General features: G+C 42.0%; 19 protein-coding genes. 7 read left to right on the top strand and 12 right to left on the bottom strand.

Translation table 11 applies throughout. The features are described from left to right. Nucleotides 1-42 precede the first annotated feature (42 nt). Both AOG26_RS03500 and AOG26_RS03505 read left to right on the top strand, forming a co-directional pair. The gene (locus tag AOG26_RS03500; protein WP_054561987.1) at nucleotides 43-2694 is read left to right on the top strand and encodes a glycoside hydrolase family 16 protein; all 2652 of its coding nucleotides are present in this window, start codon (nucleotides 43-45) and stop codon (nucleotides 2692-2694) included. A gap of 78 nt (nucleotides 2695-2772) precedes the next feature. Continuing rightward, the gene (locus AOG26_RS03505) at nucleotides 2773-5724 is read left to right on the top strand and encodes a TonB-dependent receptor (protein ID WP_054561254.1); all 2952 of its coding nucleotides are present in this window, start codon (nucleotides 2773-2775) and stop codon (nucleotides 5722-5724) included. A 75-nt stretch (nucleotides 5725-5799) separates the two neighbouring features. Here AOG26_RS03505 and AOG26_RS03510 read toward each other — a convergent pair whose 3' ends face one another. After that, on the bottom strand, nucleotides 5800-6126 hold the full coding sequence (locus tag AOG26_RS03510) for a hypothetical protein (RefSeq protein WP_054561255.1): 327 nt from the start codon (nucleotides 6124-6126) through the stop codon (nucleotides 5800-5802). A gap of 281 nt (nucleotides 6127-6407) precedes the next feature. On the opposite strand from AOG26_RS03510, the gene dcd reads away from it, so the two are divergent. Both dcd and AOG26_RS03520 read left to right on the top strand, forming a co-directional pair. Next, complete coding sequence (dcd, locus tag AOG26_RS03515) at nucleotides 6408-6995, top strand: dCTP deaminase (protein ID WP_054561256.1); 588 nt, start codon at nucleotides 6408-6410, stop codon at nucleotides 6993-6995. A 133-nt stretch (nucleotides 6996-7128) separates the two neighbouring features. Next, nucleotides 7129-9624, top strand: a complete 2496-nt coding sequence (locus AOG26_RS03520) for an EAL domain-containing protein (RefSeq protein ID WP_054561257.1) — start codon at nucleotides 7129-7131, stop codon at nucleotides 9622-9624. Here AOG26_RS03520 and AOG26_RS03525 read toward each other — a convergent pair. Both AOG26_RS03525 and AOG26_RS03530 read right to left on the bottom strand, forming a co-directional pair. Then, complete coding sequence (locus AOG26_RS03525; RefSeq protein ID WP_054561258.1) at nucleotides 9590-10366, bottom strand: CLCA_X family protein; 777 nt, start codon at nucleotides 10364-10366, stop codon at nucleotides 9590-9592. The genes AOG26_RS03520 and AOG26_RS03525 overlap by 35 nt on opposite strands. Continuing rightward, on the bottom strand, nucleotides 10366-10965 hold the full coding sequence (locus AOG26_RS03530; protein ID WP_054561259.1) for a tRNA-uridine aminocarboxypropyltransferase: 600 nt from the start codon (nucleotides 10963-10965) through the stop codon (nucleotides 10366-10368). Before AOG26_RS03530 ends, AOG26_RS03525 begins: the two co-directional genes overlap by 1 nt. A 129-nt stretch (nucleotides 10966-11094) precedes the next feature. On the opposite strand from AOG26_RS03530, the gene AOG26_RS03535 reads away from it, so the two are divergent. Both AOG26_RS03535 and AOG26_RS03540 read left to right on the top strand, forming a co-directional pair. Next, the gene (locus tag AOG26_RS03535; RefSeq protein ID WP_054561260.1) at nucleotides 11095-11439 is read left to right on the top strand and encodes an Hpt domain-containing protein; all 345 of its coding nucleotides are present in this window, start codon (nucleotides 11095-11097) and stop codon (nucleotides 11437-11439) included. 93 nt (nucleotides 11440-11532) lie between these two features. Next, nucleotides 11533-12750 carry a pyridoxal phosphate-dependent aminotransferase gene (locus AOG26_RS03540; protein WP_054552951.1) on the top strand — a complete coding sequence of 406 codons (1218 nt, stop codon included), beginning with the start codon at nucleotides 11533-11535 and terminating at the stop codon, nucleotides 12748-12750. A gap of 23 nt (nucleotides 12751-12773) precedes the next feature. Here AOG26_RS03540 and AOG26_RS03545 read toward each other — a convergent pair whose 3' ends face one another. The 4 genes from AOG26_RS03545 to AOG26_RS03560 are packed head-to-tail and all read right to left on the bottom strand — an operon-like array spanning nucleotide 12774 to nucleotide 15674. Next, entirely contained in the window at nucleotides 12774-13241 is a 468-nt protein-coding gene (locus tag AOG26_RS03545) for a glycine zipper 2TM domain-containing protein (protein ID WP_054561261.1), read from the bottom strand. A 12-nt stretch (nucleotides 13242-13253) separates the two neighbouring features. Beyond that, nucleotides 13254-13865, bottom strand: a complete 612-nt coding sequence (lpoB, locus tag AOG26_RS03550; RefSeq protein WP_054561262.1) for a penicillin-binding protein activator LpoB — start codon at nucleotides 13863-13865, stop codon at nucleotides 13254-13256. Nucleotides 13866-13875: 10 nt separating this feature from the next. Next, a complete protein-coding gene (locus AOG26_RS03555; protein ID WP_054552954.1) occupies nucleotides 13876-14301 on the bottom strand; it encodes a YcfL family protein in 426 nt (141 codons plus the stop codon). Nucleotides 14302-14309: 8 nt separating this feature from the next. Next, nucleotides 14310-15674, bottom strand: coding sequence for a COG3014 family protein (locus tag AOG26_RS03560; protein WP_054561263.1), 1365 nt, complete (start codon nucleotides 15672-15674; stop codon nucleotides 14310-14312). Between the two features lie 137 nt (nucleotides 15675-15811). On the opposite strand from AOG26_RS03560, the gene AOG26_RS03565 reads away from it, so the two are divergent. Then, nucleotides 15812-16681, top strand: coding sequence for a DMT family transporter (locus tag AOG26_RS03565; protein WP_054561988.1), 870 nt, complete (start codon nucleotides 15812-15814; stop codon nucleotides 16679-16681). Here the strand turns inward: AOG26_RS03565 and AOG26_RS03570 are convergent. From AOG26_RS03570 to AOG26_RS03590, 5 genes are read right to left on the bottom strand one after another with little or no spacing between them, the layout of a single operon-like run. Continuing rightward, complete coding sequence (locus AOG26_RS03570; RefSeq protein WP_054561264.1) at nucleotides 16668-17348, bottom strand: M15 family metallopeptidase; 681 nt, start codon at nucleotides 17346-17348, stop codon at nucleotides 16668-16670. The two genes, AOG26_RS03565 and AOG26_RS03570, sit on opposite strands and share 14 nt — an antisense overlap. Continuing rightward, the gene (dapE, locus tag AOG26_RS03575; RefSeq protein ID WP_054561265.1) at nucleotides 17345-18475 is read right to left on the bottom strand and encodes a succinyl-diaminopimelate desuccinylase; all 1131 of its coding nucleotides are present in this window, start codon (nucleotides 18473-18475) and stop codon (nucleotides 17345-17347) included. Before dapE ends, AOG26_RS03570 begins: the two co-directional genes overlap by 4 nt. After that, nucleotides 18475-18819, bottom strand: a complete 345-nt coding sequence (locus AOG26_RS03580) for an ArsC family reductase (protein WP_054561266.1) — start codon at nucleotides 18817-18819, stop codon at nucleotides 18475-18477. The genes dapE and AOG26_RS03580 overlap by 1 nt, the downstream gene beginning before the upstream one ends. Nucleotides 18820-18824: 5 nt before the next feature. After that, nucleotides 18825-19322 (bottom strand): PTS glucose transporter subunit IIA, encoded by a 498-nt coding sequence (locus AOG26_RS03585; RefSeq protein ID WP_054561267.1) that lies wholly within the window; start codon nucleotides 19320-19322, stop codon nucleotides 18825-18827. Nucleotides 19323-19325: 3 nt separating this feature from the next. Beyond that, a complete protein-coding gene (locus AOG26_RS03590) occupies nucleotides 19326-19718 on the bottom strand; it encodes an ACT domain-containing protein (RefSeq protein ID WP_054552960.1) in 393 nt (130 codons plus the stop codon). Nucleotides 19719-19726 lie beyond the last annotated feature (8 nt).

Genomic DNA, 19726 nt, shown 5'->3' on the forward strand with positions numbered 1-19726 from the left:
CAGTTGAGTACTAACAAACACATAATGTTAGGGTTCAATGCAATGAACAAATTCAAAACACACTTAACACAACTAGCAATGGCGCTTTCTGTAGCGACTTTAGCTGGCTGCGGTGGCTCTGCCACAGATACAAAAATAGATACTGTCGATCCAACTGAACCAGTTTCAGATTGGGTGATGGTTTGGGAAGATAACTTTGACGGCGATGCCATTGATGACAACAAATGGAATTTCGAAATAGACTGTGCAGGTGGCGGTAATAACGAAAAACAATGTTATACCGACAGTGAAGAAAACGCCTTTGTTGCAGACGGTATTCTTAATATCGTTGCATTGCCTGCAGAAGACGGTGCTGCAAAGCCTTATACATCTGCACGTATCAATACTCGCTACAAAGCCGATTTTAAATATGGCCGTTTTGAAGTAAGAGCAAAACTACCTAGCGGTCAAGGTTCTTGGCCGGCGTTTTGGATGATGCCAACCGACGAAGTTTACGGTGAGTGGCCTCGTTCAGGTGAAATCGACATTTTAGAATCAGTGAATTTAAAAGTTGAAAATGATGATGGCTTAGAGTCAAATATCTACGGCACGTTACATTATGGTCAAGCGTGGCCAAATAACGACAGTAGTGGTCAAGCGTACACCTTCGCGCAAGATTCTAATCCTGCTGATGATTTCCATACTTATGCTATTGAGTGGCAAGAGGGTGAAATTCGTTGGTACGTAGATGACTATTTATATGCAACACAGCGCCAGTCAGAATTACTTTATAACGCTGACGGTGAAGCACTGGCTCTTAAACATAAGGGTTGGTACACAGAGTACTTTGATCAAACAACTGGTGAGTTAACAACTTTCTGGGACGCTGCGCCATTTAACCAAGAGTTTTATTTAATCTTAAACTTTGCTGTTGGCGGTGATTGGCCTGAAAATGTTAATGCCCTTGGTATTGATGCAACTGCATTCGAAAATGGTCAAACTTTTGAAGTTGACTATGTACGTGTTTATGAATGTGCTCAAGATCCAGACACAGGTAAAGGCTGTGAAACAGTTCGCCCAGGTTATGACAATTTAGAAGATGCACTAGTGCAAGGCGCAGCTCCTGCTCCAACGCCACCAAGTGATGGCACTGTTACGCCGCTGACTATTTTTGATAGCAGTTTTAACCCTAACTGGCCTGCATGGGACTGTTGTGGTGGCACAACGCCAGGGTTAGTTGAAGATGAAGACCGTGGTAATGTGGTTGAATTTAGTGTGGGTGCGGAACCTACTGTAAATGGCTTTATTAGCCGTGATGCCTTTATTACCGATGAAAACGGTGAAGCGTCACCTTATGATGCCAGTGCAATGTTAGAAGACGGCTATGTGACTTTTGATATGCAAGTAACGTCTTTACCATCAACGCCAGACGCACCTTGGTTATTTAAAATCGAAAGTGATGAAGGCGCGACAGCCGTTGAGCTAAACCTAAGTGCAAGTACAGAAGGTGTTAGCCCAGTTGCCGGTGAATGGCAAACATATACCTTCCCACTGCAAACATTAGCTGACGCAGGTTTAAATGTATCGCTAATTGATGTAATCATGATTTTCCCTGCATGGGGTCAAGGTGAGGGTGCTGTTTACCGTGTTGATAATGTTGAAATTACCAATGGCGGCACAACAACATTACCTTCATTAACTTTATTCACTGATGAAACTAATCTTGATTGGCCGCTATGGGATTGTTGTGGTGGTTCAACACCTGTTGAAGTAGTCGACGACGAAGAACACGGTGTTACTGCAGAGTTCTCTATTGGTGCAACTCCTACGGTAATGGGCTTTATTAACCGTACTTCATCTGGTGGCAGTGGTACGCAGTTTGACGCATCAGCATTGGTTGATGATGGCATGCTGCAATTTGAGATGAAGATCACCTCTTTATCATCAATACCAGATGCGCCTTGGCTATTAAAAGTTGAGTCTAATGAAGGTGCAACAGCAGTAGAGGTTAACCTTAACACAAGCTCAGAAGGTGTTGACCCTGTTGCTGGTGAATGGCAAACATACACGTTCCCAATCAGTACTTTATTAAACGCAGGTTTAGATGTAAGTGCTATTGATGTCATCATGATTTTCCCTGCTTGGGGTCAAGGTGAAGGTGCAGTTTACCGTGTCGACAATGCTCGCATTTATGCACCAGAGCAAGAATCGGCAGCATCAGAGCTGACGCTGTTTGCCGAAAACGTGGCAGATCAGTGGAGTATTTGGGATTGTTGTGCTGGTAGCACGCCAACAGTCGAAACTGACGATGAAACCCATGGCTCAGTGGCAGAATTTCAAATTGGTTCTACCGCTACGGTAATGGGGTTCCTAGCTGATGATGGCGTGAGCTTTGATGCATCGCACTTGTTATCTGAAGGTGTGGTTCGTTTTGAAATGAAGATTGTATCAAACGCCAGCGACCAAGATGCTCAGTGGTTATTCAAAATTGAATCAAACGATGCAGGTCAAGCTGTGGAGCTTGCGTTAAGTGCAAGCCAAGAAGGTGTCGAGCCTGTGGTTGGTGAGTGGCAAACCTATACTTATACACTTGCCGATTTACTAAGTGCAGGTCTTGATATTAGTGCAATCGACGTTGTTATGGTGTTCCCGTCATGGGGTATGGGTGAAGGTGCGGTTTACCGTATTGATAATGCAGTTATTGCAAACCCGTAATTAACATTGGCAACAAGTGATGGGTGCTGATTACAGCACCCAGTATCCATGACAACATATTGCAAAAGCAGGTATATCATGAAAAGCACAAAATTTATTAAAACACCTCTTGCAGCGTCAGTTGCGATGATTTTAACCGCAGGGCTAGGCACTATGTCGGCTTATGCACAGGATGAGCAAGAGAAAGCTGATAACGATATTGAAGTTATCGAAATTAAAGGTATTCGTGGCAGTATGATCCGCGCCATGGATATGAAACGTGATGCAACAGGTGTTGTTGATGCGATTTCAGCAGAAGAGATGGGTAAATTCCCAGATACTAACTTAGCTGAATCATTACAGCGTATTACCGGTGTATCAGTGAGTCGTTCTAACGGCGAAGGTAGCGAAATTACGGTACGTGGTTTTGGCCCTGAGTTTAACCTAGTAATGTTGAATGGCCGTCAAATGCCAGGCACGGGTTATACACGTTCATACGCCCTTGAGAATATTGCCGCTGATGGTGTAAGTGCACTTGAAGTAGCGAAATCAGGTCAAGCTGATGTTCCAAGTGGTGGTCTAGGCGCTACTGTAAATATTATTACAACTCGCCCATTAAATAGCCCAGGCGAAAAGTTTAGCTCGTCTATTAAAGCTATTCATGACTCGTCAAATGAAAAAGGTGATGATGTAACGCCAGAGTTTTCAGCGATGTACAGCAATACCTATGCTGATGATACATTTGGTTTTGCGGCATCATTCTCTCATCAAGAACGTGATTTTCAACAGCAAAGTGCCAATATTCAAGGTTGGCAGGCCAATGTTGACTTACCAACTCTTGATGAAGGTGACTACATTGACCCACGTGCAGTAGATAGCGAAGGCAACCGTGTCGGTAATCATTTCTTCCCGAAAGACATGAACTACAGTATTGCTGATGTTGAACGTGAGCGTACTAATGGCCAAGTAACTTTACAGTACTCGCCAATTGAAAGCTTTACTGCAACGGTTGATTACACAGCAAGTCGTGCAATCACCGGTGTTGAAACTGCAGGTTGGGGTATTTGGAATGAGTTTGGCAGTAACATCAATAGTTATGAGCTTGATGAAAATGGCACAGCGCTTTATGCCGATATCAGTGGTAATGATGGTTCATTCACCGCAAGCCGTGCCACTACAGAAGTTAAAGCACGTTCAATTGGTTTAAACCTAGAATGGCAAATCAATGACCAGTGGGAAGTTGAGTTCGATTATCATGATTCGAAAAACGAAACAGATAACGGCGCAGATGATGGCTTAGGTTCTGATGGTCAAATCATTCTTGGCTCTGACCAGTTACAGAGCAAAGTATATGACTATCGCACTGGTGAGGTTCCGCATGCCTACGTTAATTGGAACAATGGTACTACAGTACTAGACCCAAGTGAGATAGATTCAAACTTCAGTCAGTTTATTTACTCACCAGGTGAGTCTAATGTTGAGCAAGCTCAGCTTCATGCAACCTGGTTCAATGAAAGCTTTGAAATTCCGCTTGTTAAAGTGAAATTCGGTGCTGCAAATACTAAGCAAACTATGGGTGGATTTACCGCTTGGAGTGGCTTACGTGGGGGCCCTGGTTTTAACCCTTCATTCACAGAAATCTTCCCAGATGGCATGTTCACTTATAATGATACTGGCGACATGCTAGACCAGTTCGCTGGTGGTGGTAGTGCCCTTGAGCCTAATTATTACTACACCTATAGCTTTGAAGAAGCGTTAGCTCGTCAACTTGCTTATTTAAATGAAGACTTATTGGGCGATAATCAATACTCAATTGACCCATTTTATGATGGTATCGACAGTGAAAGCTACGTAGAAGAGAAAACGCAAAGCTTTTATGTGAATAGCTTATGGGAGTTCGATGTAGCTAATTACTTCATACAGATTAACGCAGGTCTTCGTTATGAAGAAACTGATGTGACCAGTACGGTTCGTCAACGTGTTGAAAGTCAAGTTAATTGGGTAAGTGCATCTGAGTGGATCATGCAGTACGAAACTGGCGGTACAGATAACTTTTATCAAGAAGAAGGTAACTACGATATTTGGTTGCCGAACATTGACGTAAAAGTTGAAATTACAGACGAGCTTGTTGGTCGTGTTTCGTGGGGTAAAACCATGGCACGTGCGCCGCTGGGTAATTTGGCTGGTGGTCGTAGCTTAACGGGTAGCCCTAAACCAGGTTCGCGTACAGGTAGCCAAGGTAATACTAACCTATTGCCATTTGAATCAACTAACCTCGATTTATCACTTGAGTACTACTACGGCGAAGGCAGTTATGCGTCAGTTGGTTACTTCAAAAAAGACGTAGATAACTTTATTCAAACGCAAATCACTGAAACAACCATTGAAGGTCTATACGATATCTTAAATGGTCCTCGTTACCTTGAAGCTGTGGCATCTGTAGAAGCACGTGGCGAGCAGGCAACGAGTGACGCTGTGTTCAATGAAATGCTGGCATTAGGTTATGGTAATGCGGACGGTGCCATTGAGCCAACGAGTTCAGATCCACTGATGGTATGGAACATTTCTCAGCCACAAAATACTGATAGCAAATCAGTTGATGGCTTTGAACTTGCTGTTCAACACTTATTTGGTGAAAGTGGCTTTGGTTTAGGTGTCAACGCAACATTTGTAGATGGTGATGTTGAATTTGATGTAGCAAGTTTAACTCAGCAAGCTCCACTATCGGGTTTAAGTGATTCAGCGAACTTCCAAGCCTTCTATGATAAAGATGGCTTATCAGTAAAAGTGACTTACGCATGGCGTGACTCATACTTAATTGGTGTTGGTCAAGCGCAAGGTTCATCTGATGCGCCCCCACAATTTGGCGATACCTACGGTCAATGGGACTTAAGTGTTAACTACGACATCAACGAAAACATGACTGTTTTCTTTGAAGGTATAAACCTTAACAACGAAACTGAGCGTGGCTACGGTCGTTACGAAGAGCAGTTCTTATTTGCTCGCCAATATGGGCCTCGTTACACAATTGGTGCCCGTTATAGCTTTTAATATGTGATCCCCAAAGGAACAAAAGCCGCTCAATGAGCGGCTTTTTTTATTTTAAATCTGATAATTAAGACGTTTTTAAAGAGGCTTCTTGCGATAAAGTAAGTAGCCAACAAAATAGCAAAAAATAGCAATACCAGGATTAATTAATAAATTAGGCATGAACACAATATCGGTTTCACCAAAACAGTAGAAGTAAAAGGCTATAGTGAGTAATGAAGGTAGCGGGAAAAAGAACGTTTCGTTTGCAACTAAGCCCACCACCGACCAGCTAGTTAATAGAAGTGAACCGACAAAAACGAGAAAGCCATGCCATAAATCGTGTTTTTTAGCGTAGTTTTTGGCTATTAAAATTGCGACAACGCATGCTGGCAATGTTATTACGGATAAAATAACGTAATCCATAACAACTTATCCTCATTCTCCTTATAGTCGGGGCATTAAAACAAAACTCAGTACTTCAGATAAATCAGAAAACACTGATCTTATTACCTGAGATGGCTTATCTTATTTTGTTGAGAATTATTCGCGCAACACGCTGATGATTTGTGTAATATATGGCACACTATAGCCACCCCATTTGGCTTTGCTGATACACACTCGATTTTTGGTGTGTTTAGTTTAAAGCTTAGCGTGTTTTTTCAACTTAAAATCATATGTTTAAGTTGTATTAGGTAGAATAATAAATGAGATTATCAGATACCCATATTCAGCAGTATATTGACGAAGGCCGCATTGTTATTGAGCCAACACCGAGTAAAGAAATGATTTCAGGTGTGACGGTAGACTTGCGTTTGGGCAACAAGTTTCGAGTTTTCCAAGATCATACCGCAGCCTATGTTGACTTAAGTGGTCCAAAAGATCAGTTAAATAAGGCGATGGAATCAATCATGAGTGACGAAATTGTGCTGGCTGATGAAGAAGCATTTTTCCTTCACCCAGGTGAATTGGCACTGGCTATCACCCACGAAAAAGTTACATTACCGGCAGATATTGTTGGTTGGTTAGACGGTCGCTCATCGTTAGCACGTCTTGGTTTGATGGTTCATGTAACAGCACATCGTATTGACCCAGGCTGGTCTGGTAATATCGTGTTAGAGTTTTATAACTCAGGCAAATTGCCATTGGCTTTACGCCCAATGATGAAAATTGGTGCTATGAGCTTTGAAACCATGACAAGCCCTGCAGAAAACCCATACAACGTTCGTAAAGACGCAAAATATAAAGATCAAAATTCGGCGGTTGCAAGTCGTATCAGTGATGATAATAAATAATTAGAGTTTGTGTGGCTTTCGGGCCACATAACATTTTGTTACTGAACTTTTTACCTAATTAAAGCCTGCATAATTGGCAATTTAAGCGTATTCCTCCCATACTTTTAGCTGGTGTTTAAAGCACGGAGCTAAAATGCACTTTATTGGCAAGCAAGTCCATCGGGTTATAAAAAAATTGCTCGTATTTCTGTGTTGTGTGTTGTTACACAGCGTAAGTACTTTTGCTGCCAGTGATAGTGCGTCAGTTTGGTTGCTTGACTCCGCTGAGCCACTTGCTAAATTAAGTGAATCCTTGGAACAATCACTACAAAATGCTAAAAAGCTGAATGCACTCGAAAGCAGTACTATTCGCCTTGCCCCGCAAACATCTCATTGGTTAATAATCGATTTATTCCAACTACCCGACAATAATAATTACGTTGTTTATCTTGGTGAGCCTAATTTAACCTGGGCTAAATTTTATCTTTTAGATGAAAACTATCAGGCTACCAATAATCAGCGACTCGCTTCACTTGAAAGCTTATCAAATGTTCGACCGCACTGGTTAATAGAGCATAGCCAGGGCCATCGCTGGGCATTGGTTAACTTTGAGCACGATAGGGCACTGACGATAGAAGTTGGGGTGGTTTCAGCCAAAATATTTGAAACCAATTTACATCAAATAATTTTAAGCTATGGCGCAATTTTAGGTGTGCTAGTTTTATGTATGTTTGTATGTGCTGTCTATTTTTTTGTATCGCAGCAACCAAAATACTTGGTGTTGGATGCGTACTTCGTGTTGGTTTGTATCGGATTTTTGATTGATAACGGGTTAATAAACTATCTTGTTGATGGTTTAGATTGGGAAGCAAAATGGCCTGTTAATGAGTTTGCATTATGTTTTGTAAGCTATTTTTTATATCACTTTCTAGCGATCCATACCTATACAGTTACGTTTAAAAAGGCTTGGCAAGCTATGATGGTTTGTTTACTCAGCGCAGCCGTGTTGTCATCACTATTGCCTCAGTTTAATCGTCAGTGGCTTTTTATAGTCAGCTGTTTGGGCTTTTTGTGCTTTGCTTCTGTAATCTTTTATAGTTTGATTAAGCGTAAAAACAACCGTACTCACCTGCGTGTTTTTATGCTTTTAACTATTGTTATTCAAGTGCTGAGTCTATTTATCTGGAATGGCTTTGGCATTGGTTACCATGGTGTTCATAACACTATCTTACTTATCACATCATTGGCGATATGTTCCGTACTGTTATTAAAAGATCGCCAGCAAATCTCAGCGTTTAGCTACTCCATGTTACATGATGCAGATACTAAGCTACCAAATAAGCAGTTTTTACTCGCGCAAATGGTGAAGAAAGTATCGCAGAAACAACACTTTTCAGTTTTATTATTTAAACCTCATGTACTTTCAAATGCCCGCTCTACATTTGGCTTTGAGCAAGCCAATATTTGTATCAATGAAAGATTAAGTATCTTAAATACTCAACTACAGAGTATGAGTGCACTAAAGCTTGAAATTCAAGCAAGCAGAAGCGCGTGGCTTGCTCACGTTGATGACAGTACGTTTGGCTGTTTAATTATGGGCGAGCTTGAGCTAAGTCACATAGAGCAGTTTGCATGTTTGATCCATGGGGTCTTTGAAGAAGGGCTCACCCATGAAGATATTAATTTAGTTGATAGTGTTGATATTGGGGTTGCCTATTACCCGATGCATGGCAATACCGCGAAACAAATCTTGCAATGTGCGATACAAGCTATGTCTGAAAAGCGTTTACAAGGTGAACGTTGGCGCATGTTCGATTCAGAAACTGCACGCCTTTCTGAGCAAAGGTTATCGATTGCTGCTGCACTTAAAATTGCGATTGATGAGAACCAACTCAGCTTACACTTTCAGCCGCAGATATGTTTGAAAACAGGCAAAGTAGTGGGCTGTGAAGCATTGCTGCGATGGCAGCATCCTGTATTTGGTGCAGTAAGCCCAGATGTATTTATTCCAATTGCAGAGTCAGCAGGGGTGATCAATCAGCTTACAGAGTGGGTCGTTGAAAGGGGCATTGAATGGCAAGCGAAGTTTTGCAAACTGATACCCGATCACGTTATTTCTATTAATATTTCAGCAAAAGATTTATTAAATAAAGACTTACCCGTGCTTTTAATCACTATTTTAAATGAGCAAAAAGTGCGTGCCGAATCTGTGATGCTGGAGCTTACAGAATCTGCAACTTTGGAGGAAAGTAAAAAGATCAAAGCGACACTTGATGACTATCGTTTAATCGGTTTAAAGCTAGCAATTGATGATTTTGGTACCGGCTACTCATCGCTTGCTTATCTGAGCCAGCTAGGCTTTGATGAGGTGAAAATAGATAAACAATTTGTGTTAAACCTGCCATTTTCAGTGAACGATCAGAGTATCTGCCGGGCAACCTGTGACATCGCCACTACTTTGGGTGCACATGTTGTTGCTGAGGGTATTGAAGATGAGCAAAGCCTAGCAATGCTGCAAAGTTATGGCTGCCAGTTTGGACAAGGGTATTATTTTTCAAAACCGCTTTGTGCAGATGATTACTTAACTTGGATAAGCGAGGTGCAGAAAGTTGAAATTAGCCTTGATGCAACAGCGAACCTAACTGATTAAAGTAATTCAGCAGTGCTGAAAAGCAGCGCATTGAATGCTGCTCATCTGGGTAGATTAAGCCACTTGTCGATAACCCACTCACTAAAAAGCTATTTTTTATATCAGGGTGCATGGCAATACACTTTTCAAAACAGCGAGCCGCTAGTTCTTCAGGCATACTCATATAAAGTTGCTTTACTTGCCTATCAAAAGCGATAGATTGCTTCACGAACGCATTTGGATTTTCACCTGAGGTGTCTAAAAATACCTGATGGTAAAACTCATTTAAGTGTTGATTAAGTGGATGACTCAAATCTGGTGACTGTTCGAGCCACAGTGCTGAGCAAAATTGCATACTTTTTCTGCTCTTAAATAAATGCTGACAAATATGGTGATCAAACGCATGAAACCATTCATGGGCCAGAGCGCCACCACCGGCATTTTTTGCTAGTGCAAGGGTTTGACTGTGAGCATTATAATGAGCCTGCACACCTTTTTGGCCACCATGACCAAAGGCAAAATTAAGCTTTCCCCTAAGGCCTATTGCCGTTGGGGGTAAAGTCAGTATTTGCGCTAGATCAGCTAAGGCATCGTAAATTAAATTCGCCGCTAATAGCCGCTCTTGCTTATTAACCCAATTGCCAACCACCATGGTACGAAAACCAAAGGTATCGCGAATATCGTCAAAATCGACCTGATCATCAAAGCGATAATCTGGTCCCTGACGGTGAAAACCGGCACTAAGCCGTTTTGATACACGCATTATAAATAGCGTGCCTTAACATCATCTGGCATATGTTGGGTTTGCTTATCGACCAGTGCTGCTAATAATCTGTATAGCGGTGTTACATCAAGGCCTTCAATCAGTTTAAGGCTATGAGCCACTGCTTCTAAAGTTGATAAGCTATCTGCGCGTGGTGCTTTACGAATGACGTATTTGTTTTGTGGTATTTGCTTAAAACTCACAGCCTGAAACCCCTGAAGGCTTGGAGTTAATTGCAGCATTTTGTAGGCTTTTTTCCACGTACCATCAATCACAATTAAATGAGTTAAAGACTGTTTGAAAGCATCTGTAGTGGCAGTGTGTTCATCTAAACATAATGCATTATCAGCAGGATAGAGTACCGCAGTTGTTGCTTTTGGCAATGTTGCGAGCTGTAAAAAGTCTTGTTCTGACTCACCTGCAATGATTTGGCAGTTATCTAAGCCTAAATTCAGTAAATTAGCGGTGTTCTTAGTAACTTTTTCCTCACTAGGGTGGCGTAATATAATGATTTTTAGTTTATTATTGATTATGCTTATTGAATCACATAAACAGGTTTTAACTGAAAAGCCACAATGTGAGCACAATTCTCTAGCCATACGAACTCAGGTGTAAATCAAAACTATGCCTAGTATACATGAGCTTAACTCGCAAAGCAGGTTTGCTTTTTAGCTATGAACGGCTAAAGTTGCGATTTATATAATTACGTTTTTGATTAAGGGATAAAGATGACGACAATCACAATTGATGAGAGTGCACTGGAAGGGATGGAATCACTTTTAGGTGACCAATTTGCCGACACCTTGACCTTTTGTTGTAGTGAATTTCAGCGTTTAGGCTCTGAAGTACTTGCAAATCTTGGTTCAGATAACGAAGCAGCTGCAAGGCATGCACATAGTTTAAAATCAAATGCAGCTCAATTTGGTGCTGCAAGTTTATCATCGCTTGCGCAAGAGATTGAACTGACCTTGAACCAAGGTGATGTAGTCACTGCACAAGAAAAATCACAAACCCTTGATGAACAAGTTTCAGGTTCTGTAGAAAAATTACAAGCTTGGTTCGCTACTCGCTAAAAACTTGAATTTATTTCAGTTATAACCGCAATAATCCTCTGGCGTGGTGGCCCCTTACTGGGTTAGTCTTAAGGCTAATTAGTAGAGGTAACCATGTCACAAATCAAAAAGAGTCACAAACTAGACGGTGTCTGTTATGACATACGTGGGCCTGTGCTTGCACAAGCTCGAAAAATGGAAGACGAAGGGCAAAAAGTATTAAAGCTAAACATTGGCAACCCAGCTGCCTTTGGCTTTGATATGCCTGAAGATATGCACAAAGATATCATTCGTAACTTATATTCAGCCCAAGGCTACTGTGACTCTAAAGGCCTCTACTCAGCCCGTGTGGCTGTCTATCAACACTATCAGCAACGCGGATTATTTAATCTTGATGTCGATAATATTTATATCGGCAATGGGGTCAGCGAATTAATTCAAATGACCACACAAGCATTACTTGATAATGACGATGAAGTGCTTATTCCTGCACCGGATTATCCGCTATGGACTGCATCGGTTAAATTAGCAGGAGGTAACCCTGTGCATTATCTATGTGATGAAGAACAAGATTGGTTCCCTGATATTGCTGATATTAAATCGAAGATCACCTCAAAGACCAAAGCGTTGGTGCTTATAAACCCGAATAACCCAACAGGGGCGGTGTATAGTGATGATCTGTTGATGGAACTTATCAATATTGCTCGCGAGCACAAGTTATTGTTACTGAGCGATGAAATTTACGAGAAAATCTTGTATGACGGTGTCAGCCACAGCTCGATTGGTGCGCTGTGTGATGATGTGCCAATTATCACCTTTAATGGCCTAGCAAAAACGTACCGCGCTGCGGGATTGCGTATGGGCTGGATGGTGTTAAGCGGTCGTACTAGCATGATGGACGACTTAAGTCGTGGCCTAGATATGCTGGCATCAATGCGCTTATGTGCCAATGTGCCTGCTCAGTATGCTATTCAACAAGCTTTAGGCGGTGTGCAGTCAATCGATAACTTGATAAACCCTGGTGGTCGGTTGTACGTTCAGCGAGATATTGCATGGCGTGGTTTAAATGCCATTGATGGTATTAGCTGTAAAAAGCCTAAAGGGGCGCTTTACGCTTTTGCGAAAGTGGATACGGCGCACTTTAACATTAAAGATGATGAGCGCATGATTTTAGATTTACTCAAAGCTGAGAAAATCTTATTAGTGCATGGTCGCGCATTTAATTGGCCTGATCCTGATCATTTCAGATTGGTATTTTTACCAAACAAAGATGATTTAACAGAAGCCATGAGTAAGATGCAGCGATTCTTCGCTGATTATCGACAAAGCTAAAAAAGCGAGCCGAGGCTCGCTTTTTAATAAGCTTTATCAACTCGTACCGTGTTATCGGTGAGGTACACCAAACGTACTTTATCACCTTGGTTAAACAGCATTTGGTTGTCTTTATCTTGTACAACCATAAACTGTTCGCCGCTTTCTACTTTAATCATCAATTCAACGAGCTGATACTTTATAACGCGACTGGTTTGTTGACGGTTGTGAGCAACAGAGCCACCAATCATCGAACCTAAAATGGTCGCTACAGTACGGCCACTGCCACCGCCAAACTGATTACCGATAACACCACCGATAAGCGCACCACCAAACGTTTCCCAGCCGTTGGTTTTATCTCTGACCAGTTCTTGTTCAGTAATGGTTCGCACTGACTGTACTGAGCCAAACAACACCTGTTGTACAGGTACTGCTTTGTTACGCTGATAGTCAGCATAACTTGGCGAGCTTAGTAATAAACAGCTTGCTAGGATTGCTACTAGGTATTTCATAACCCCTCCTGACTACCAGCCAAAAGTTGATTTCTCACGTGTTTTACGGATTTCAGTTTCATCAGCCCATTCAACTAGTCCGCTTTTTAAATCCATTAAACGCATGGTGAATTTGTAATACACATCAGCCTTGTCAGCATTCGATTTAACAATGCTCGATAAGTTGCCGTATAACATATATTGCGCACCAACTTGCTGGCCAAAAGCAATAGCGGTATTTGGGTTTACAAGTGGGTCAACGTTTTGGAAGTTAAGTTGCTCGCGCACAGCTTCAACGCGGGTCATATCAACAAAGCGGAACTTACCACTGCGTAATAACTGTGTTGAGATTGAATCAGTAATAGATTCAGTATCAATATGCTCGCTTGTTTTGTTTTTAATACGCTCAACAAACACGATAGGGCGGGTATTTGCTGTCATGGTACCAACCACAGGAGAAGCAAGTAACGAGTCTGTCATTTGGCTTGCTACTTTTTGTAGATCCGTTGAACCAAAGTTGATATCTGTGGTTTCTACGGCTTGCGCATCACCATAGCTAACAACGGCTTTATTAGCACAACCAGACAGCAATAAAGCGCTTGTCATTGCAACGGCCGCGGCCGATTTAACAGAAAGTAATTTCATTGTAGTATCCTTAATCTTCAAATTCTTGTGCTTCTGTTGACACTTCACGCACTGCAAGCGAGAAGGTGACAGCATTTGCTGTCGGGGCTAGGCCCGGTAATTGGGTCTTAGCAAATCCAAATAATGTAATAGGTTGCCAAGGTGAGTGGTTGCCGCGAATAACAAAGCCATCAGCGTCATACCAAGTAAATTGATACTGTAAGTATTGAGACTTTTTATACTGGCTTGCCAGTGTCACAACAACATCCGTTAAGCCATTTGTTTGGCGTGTTTTTACATCTGTAATGGCTAATTTCTTGCCAAGTTCAGGGTTATTAACAATCAGTTGTTGGTTATACTGTTGTGATGCCTGCTCAACACCAATGCCAGAAGTGGTAGGGCGTGAGGAGCAAGCCGCAACAAGTAAAATGGTTAATAGTGGCACTAAGTATTTCATCATTGCTCCTAGAGTTGTACAACATGTGTGTCGTAGTAGTTATTTATAGAGGTTAGAAAAATCAAGGTTAACCCTTGCTTACTAACCGTAAAGTCTATTTCGCCATGCCCTGGCACGGTTAAAGCGTGCTGACCTGCTGGCATCGCGTGCTGCGCAATACTCAGTTGACTAGGTAAAGTCGACCAGCTTCGCGTATCAGCCTGCTCTGATGCAATGTTATAAATATTCGCTAAAATATTACCGACATCGCCGCCGCTTCTTGCCAATTCTGCGCGCATCTTTTCTTTCGCAACCAAACGCATAATTTGGCGGGTTATTCTGCCAGCACTTTGATCTTTTAACGTCTTTGCTGCCAACGCTTCAAGCCTAACAATGGGCGTCAGTGGCAAATTTTCACCACCAAGACTCACGGTTTTATCACTGCCCGCATAGGGCGCATCGCGATAAACTGGCATGGCAATACTGTAAAAGCGTGCATCACCACGGGAGGTATAAATGGGTAACCGTAAATGAAACTCTTGCCTTGCTGGTATCAAACCTTGCTCTGCAATTACAATTACTTGGCCCGTGTTTGCTTGAGTCTGCTTTAGCTTGCCAAAGCGCTTGCTAAATTCTTCAAAGTCCTGATCAAACCCTTGTTTTTTGGCAAGGCGTAACACTGTTTGCTGTAAGTAGCTATTTTCGCTATTTATTTCGAGTGCTTTCTTATAATCGATATAGGCATCATCAAACTGTTTATCCGCCTCATAAAGTAGGCCAGACAAATAAAACGTAAAGGCATTTTGAAAGCCATTTTTAACATTGCCAATTAACTCGGCCATATCAGGGTAGCCTTCGGCTGCCTGTTCCGCTTGTTCATCAAGTACAGCTTGGTTCTCTTTTAGTGCATCTTCTTGCACTTTATTAGCACGCCTAACTTCAACTAATGCAGATTCAAGTTGCTTATCAAATACATAACTCAGTGCTTTGTAGCTATGCAGCATGGTCATTTCATAAGCTGCTGGCTCATAACCAATCACTGAGTCATTGGTTAATAATGAATTTGTTTGCTCAAGGCCTGCACTTAGTTGTACTTTGGCTGCTTGACGCTTTTTTTCCATATTTTGATAAACAGCTTCAAAGGTCTCATTGGCCTCGGAATTTTGTTTAGCCAAAAACTCAAGACGGGCCGTTTCAAGCTGATTCAATAAATAGTTACTATGGCCTCGGCTGTTACTTGGCAAAAGCTGCTGAGCACTTGCTATGTTATTTTGAGAAACAGCTTGGCGCACAGGTCTTAGCTGCGTCGCATAATCTTGGAATAGATCAGTAATACCTATGGTACTGCAACCAGATAACAGTAAAGCAGCTCCAATAAATAAACGTCGATGCACTGAACACTCCTTTTAAACAATGTACTGAGATTAGCATACGCGGCTTAACCTTCTATGATAAATTATGTAAAAAATCGTAAGTTAATTGTCTAATTTTAGGTCTTATCTTTTTTAAAACCAAAAGGATAACTCATTTGTTGAGCACCATACTGTATACCTTGATTGCACTTTGTGCGTTTGCAGCCAACTCTTTGCTGTGCCGAATGGCATTACAAAGTGGTGATATAGATCCGTTAAGTTTTACTGCCATTCGCTTAGCAAGTGGAGCGTTTATGTTACTAGGCTTACTTTTATGGCAAACAAAGCTAAAGCAAACAAAATCACAATCAGCTAAACCTTTAACCGATAAAGGTAACAATATCAGTGCCCTTAGTTTATTTGTTTACGCGCTGTGCTTTTCAGTTGCCTATGTTGATTTAAACACAGGCACAGGCGCACTTATCTTATTTTCGGCAGTACAATTAACCATGATAGGCCATAGTGTTTTAAATAAAGAGCCACTCAGTAAAGTACAGTGGGGGGCTTTGTTTGTTGCTTTTGCTGGTTTTATTTACTTAATGCTGCCCTCAGCCACAGTGCCTTCTTTCATGCCAGCAATGCTCATGGCGTTAAGTGGCGTGGCATGGGGTGTTTACAGTATTCGCGGAAAATCATGCAGCTCACCTTTGCAAGCAACCAGCTTTAACTTTCTAAGAAGTTTAATACTTGTGCCAATTTTAGTCTTACTAGCCATGGTTGATTGGCAAGGTATTACTGCGAGTGGGGTTTATTTGGCGATAGCTTCAGGAGCGCTTGCATCTGGGCTTGGCTATAGCATTTGGTACATTGCACTACCTAGGCTTAAAAGTAGCCAAGCAGGGGTGGTGCAGCTAACCGTGCCTGTGCTTGCCACATTAGCTGGGGTGGTGGTTTTAGATGAGCAATTAACAGCGCGTTTAGTTGTAGCTAGCGCCTTAATTCTTGGCGCTGTACTGGTGTTTTTAATGGCTAAAATTAGGGCGTATTAATATTTAATACGTAGCGTTCATATAGGGTGTTTAGTTCGGCTAGTATTGCTTGCTTGCCGCTAAGCTCACTTTGTTCAATACATTGCTGTAATGTTGCAACTGACAAATACTCCATCATCTTAGCTGATACACCGATATGGCTGATATGCCAAGGCTCAGGGGCAACTCCACCTTTGTATTCTTGGTAAGGGCGATAAAAACCATACTTTTCTAGGTTATCGTCAAGCCATGCAGCAAGCTTGGCAAAGGGCCCTGTGGGCGAATACTCATCAGGCGTTAATTGCAGCTGGTAATCATCGTCAATAGGGCGGGTATCGTAAATGTCGAGGTCGGTACCAAAGTGGTGCCTGCTTGCCCCCGGAAGTGCTGAGTAAAGCATAATAGCGTGGCACTTTTCAGTATCACTTAGGCTTTCTAAATCTACCGTTTGTTGCTTTAGGGTGTAAACCGATCGAAGGCCCTGAAATTTAGCATTCCAAATAGCACTTTGACGATGAAAGTCTCGAAAGCTTGAGGCAATTGTCAGATCAATACCTGCTTCTTTTGCTCCCTGCTGCAGAGCTAAAAAATCATTAACAATATCACGATGCAAGCGATGATTTTGTAGCTCAACTAAATGTGAGCTACTTAACCCCGTGGCACATTGTTTAAGCTCGGTTTGGTTCATGTAAGCAGTTGCTCTAAAATGACTTCGTAAATATCAGCTAGTTGAATTAAATCATCCGTGCTAACACATTCATCTACTTTATGAATAGTTTCATTACGCGGACCAAGCTCAATGACTTTGGCGCCCGTTTGCGCAATAAAACGGCCATCAGAAGTACCGCCGGTGGTTTCAAGCGCGGTGTCGCGTCCAGTCTCCTGCTTAATAGCGTGCACGGTGGCATCAACTAACGGACCATGATCGGTTAAAAACGGCAGTCCATTAACAATCCAATTTAGCTCGTAATTCAGGTTGTGTTTCTCAACAATTTCTACGACTCGCTGTTGTAGTTCTTGGTGAGTCACTTCAGTGCTAAAGCGAAAGTTAAATTGAATTTCAAGCTCACCAGGGATCACGTTACCGGCACCGGTGCCGCCGTTAATATTCGAAACTTGAAAGCTGGTTGCAGGGAAAAATTCGTTACCTTGATCCCACTCGGTTTGACTCAGCTCAGTTAACGCAGGAGCAGCTAAATGAATCGGGTTTTGCGCTAAATGCGGGTAAGCAACATGGCCTTGCACACCTTTCACGGTTAAAAAGCCAGTTAATGAACCTCGACGTCCATTTTTTACCACATCGCCAAGTACATCACGTGAAGATGGTTCGCCAACTAGGCATAAGTCAATCTTCTCACCACGTGCTTCAAGAGTATCGATAACACGGGTTGTGCCGTTGATAAACGGGCCTTCTTCATCAGAAGTAATTAAAAACGAAATTGACCCTTTATGATCTGGGTGCTTAGCCACAAAACGCTCGGTGGCAACTACCATGGCAGCTAAAGAGCCTTTCATATCGGCTGCACCGCGGCCATGTAACATGCCGTCTTTTACCAGTGCAGAAAAAGGCGGGTGCTGCCAATTTTTTGCAGGGCCTGTTGGTACAACATCTGTGTGACCTGCAAAACAAAAATGCGGTGACGCATCTCCCTTACGAGCCCAAGTATTCAAGGTATCAGTGAAAAACAGTGATTCAATATTAAAGCCTAGTTTTTCAAGGCGTTCGTTCATTAACGCTTGGCAACCAGCATCTTCAGGCGTTACTGATTCACGCTGAATAAGCGCTTGAGCAAGTTCAATAACAGGGTGAGTCATTAGGCAAAAATCTCATCGTATTGAGCTGCTTTAAAACCTAAGTGGTATTGGCCGTTATGCACAAGTACCGGGCGCTTGATCATCGCAGGTTGCTCAACCAGCAATGCTAATGCAGATTCTTTATCTAGGTTTTGCTTTTGCTCATCAGATAATTGACGGTAAGTTGTGCCGCGTTTATTAACTAAGTCTTGCCAATCAATGTGCGCTGCAAATTCGTTAACTAGCTCAGCACTAATGCCGTCTTTACGGTAATCATGGAAAGTAAATTCTTGATTGTTATCAGTTAAATATTTCTTGGCTTTTTTGATTGTATCGCAATTGCTGATACCGTACATGATAGTCATAAATTCTACTTTTTCGTTACAGTGAGTAATGTGTCTACCCCAGCAGTGACCTGAGATAGTGAATAATATAGGGGTCCAAGGTGTTGGCTATTGAGAACGCAGAGTGTGCCAAGCATAGGGCTGCTCAGCTCGCGTAAATCAAAATAGGCTAATCGTTCACCTTTGCTAATTTTACTGCCGTTTAATTTAGCAATATTGGTGTGGTTGATATGTTCTTCAACCGATGAAAACGATAAGTTTAATAAAACTTTTAAACCGTTTTTTGCCTGTAAAATGTATTCTTTACCGGCATTTTTAACTTGTAATAGGGTGCCATCGAATGGCGCGATGATGTTGTGGCTAGTTAATTCAACACTAATCCCTGGGCCAAGGGTGGCAAAACGAAAAAATGGCTCAGGGTGTTCGCTAATGCTTTTTACACGCCCAGTAAATGGGCTTTTAATGGCCATGCAGCGTGCTTTTCTGAGGCTGCGTTCGGGTAAGTATTGAACTTCGTTAGTCATGGCTTATTTAACATCACCTAGCACATGGTAACCGTCTTTTTTCAGAGCTGTAATGGCTTTTGCCATACTTTGCTTTTTCACCAATACATAATCGGTATCGTAAGTTGATAAAGCAAAAATCGAAATCGACGCTTTTGCTAACACGCCAGAAATATTCGCCATAATACCAGTTAACGAAAATCCAAGTGGGCCAATGACTTCAAGTGCTTGCCAGTCGGTTTCTTGATCAAGACTGTCGAGTTGGAAACTACTAGGGCAGACAATAGACAGTTCATCAGCCGTTTTTGCAATAAAGAAAATAGCTTGTTGGAGTAAGGCAGGGTCAATCGTTGCATCGACATCTAAACTATGAATGGTAAGTTCTTCACTATGAAGTTGTAACGTTTGTTTTGACATCTGCGATC

Source organism: Pseudoalteromonas sp. UCD-33C (genome assembly GCF_001306895.1).
Lineage (GTDB): Bacteria > Pseudomonadota > Gammaproteobacteria > Enterobacterales > Alteromonadaceae > Pseudoalteromonas.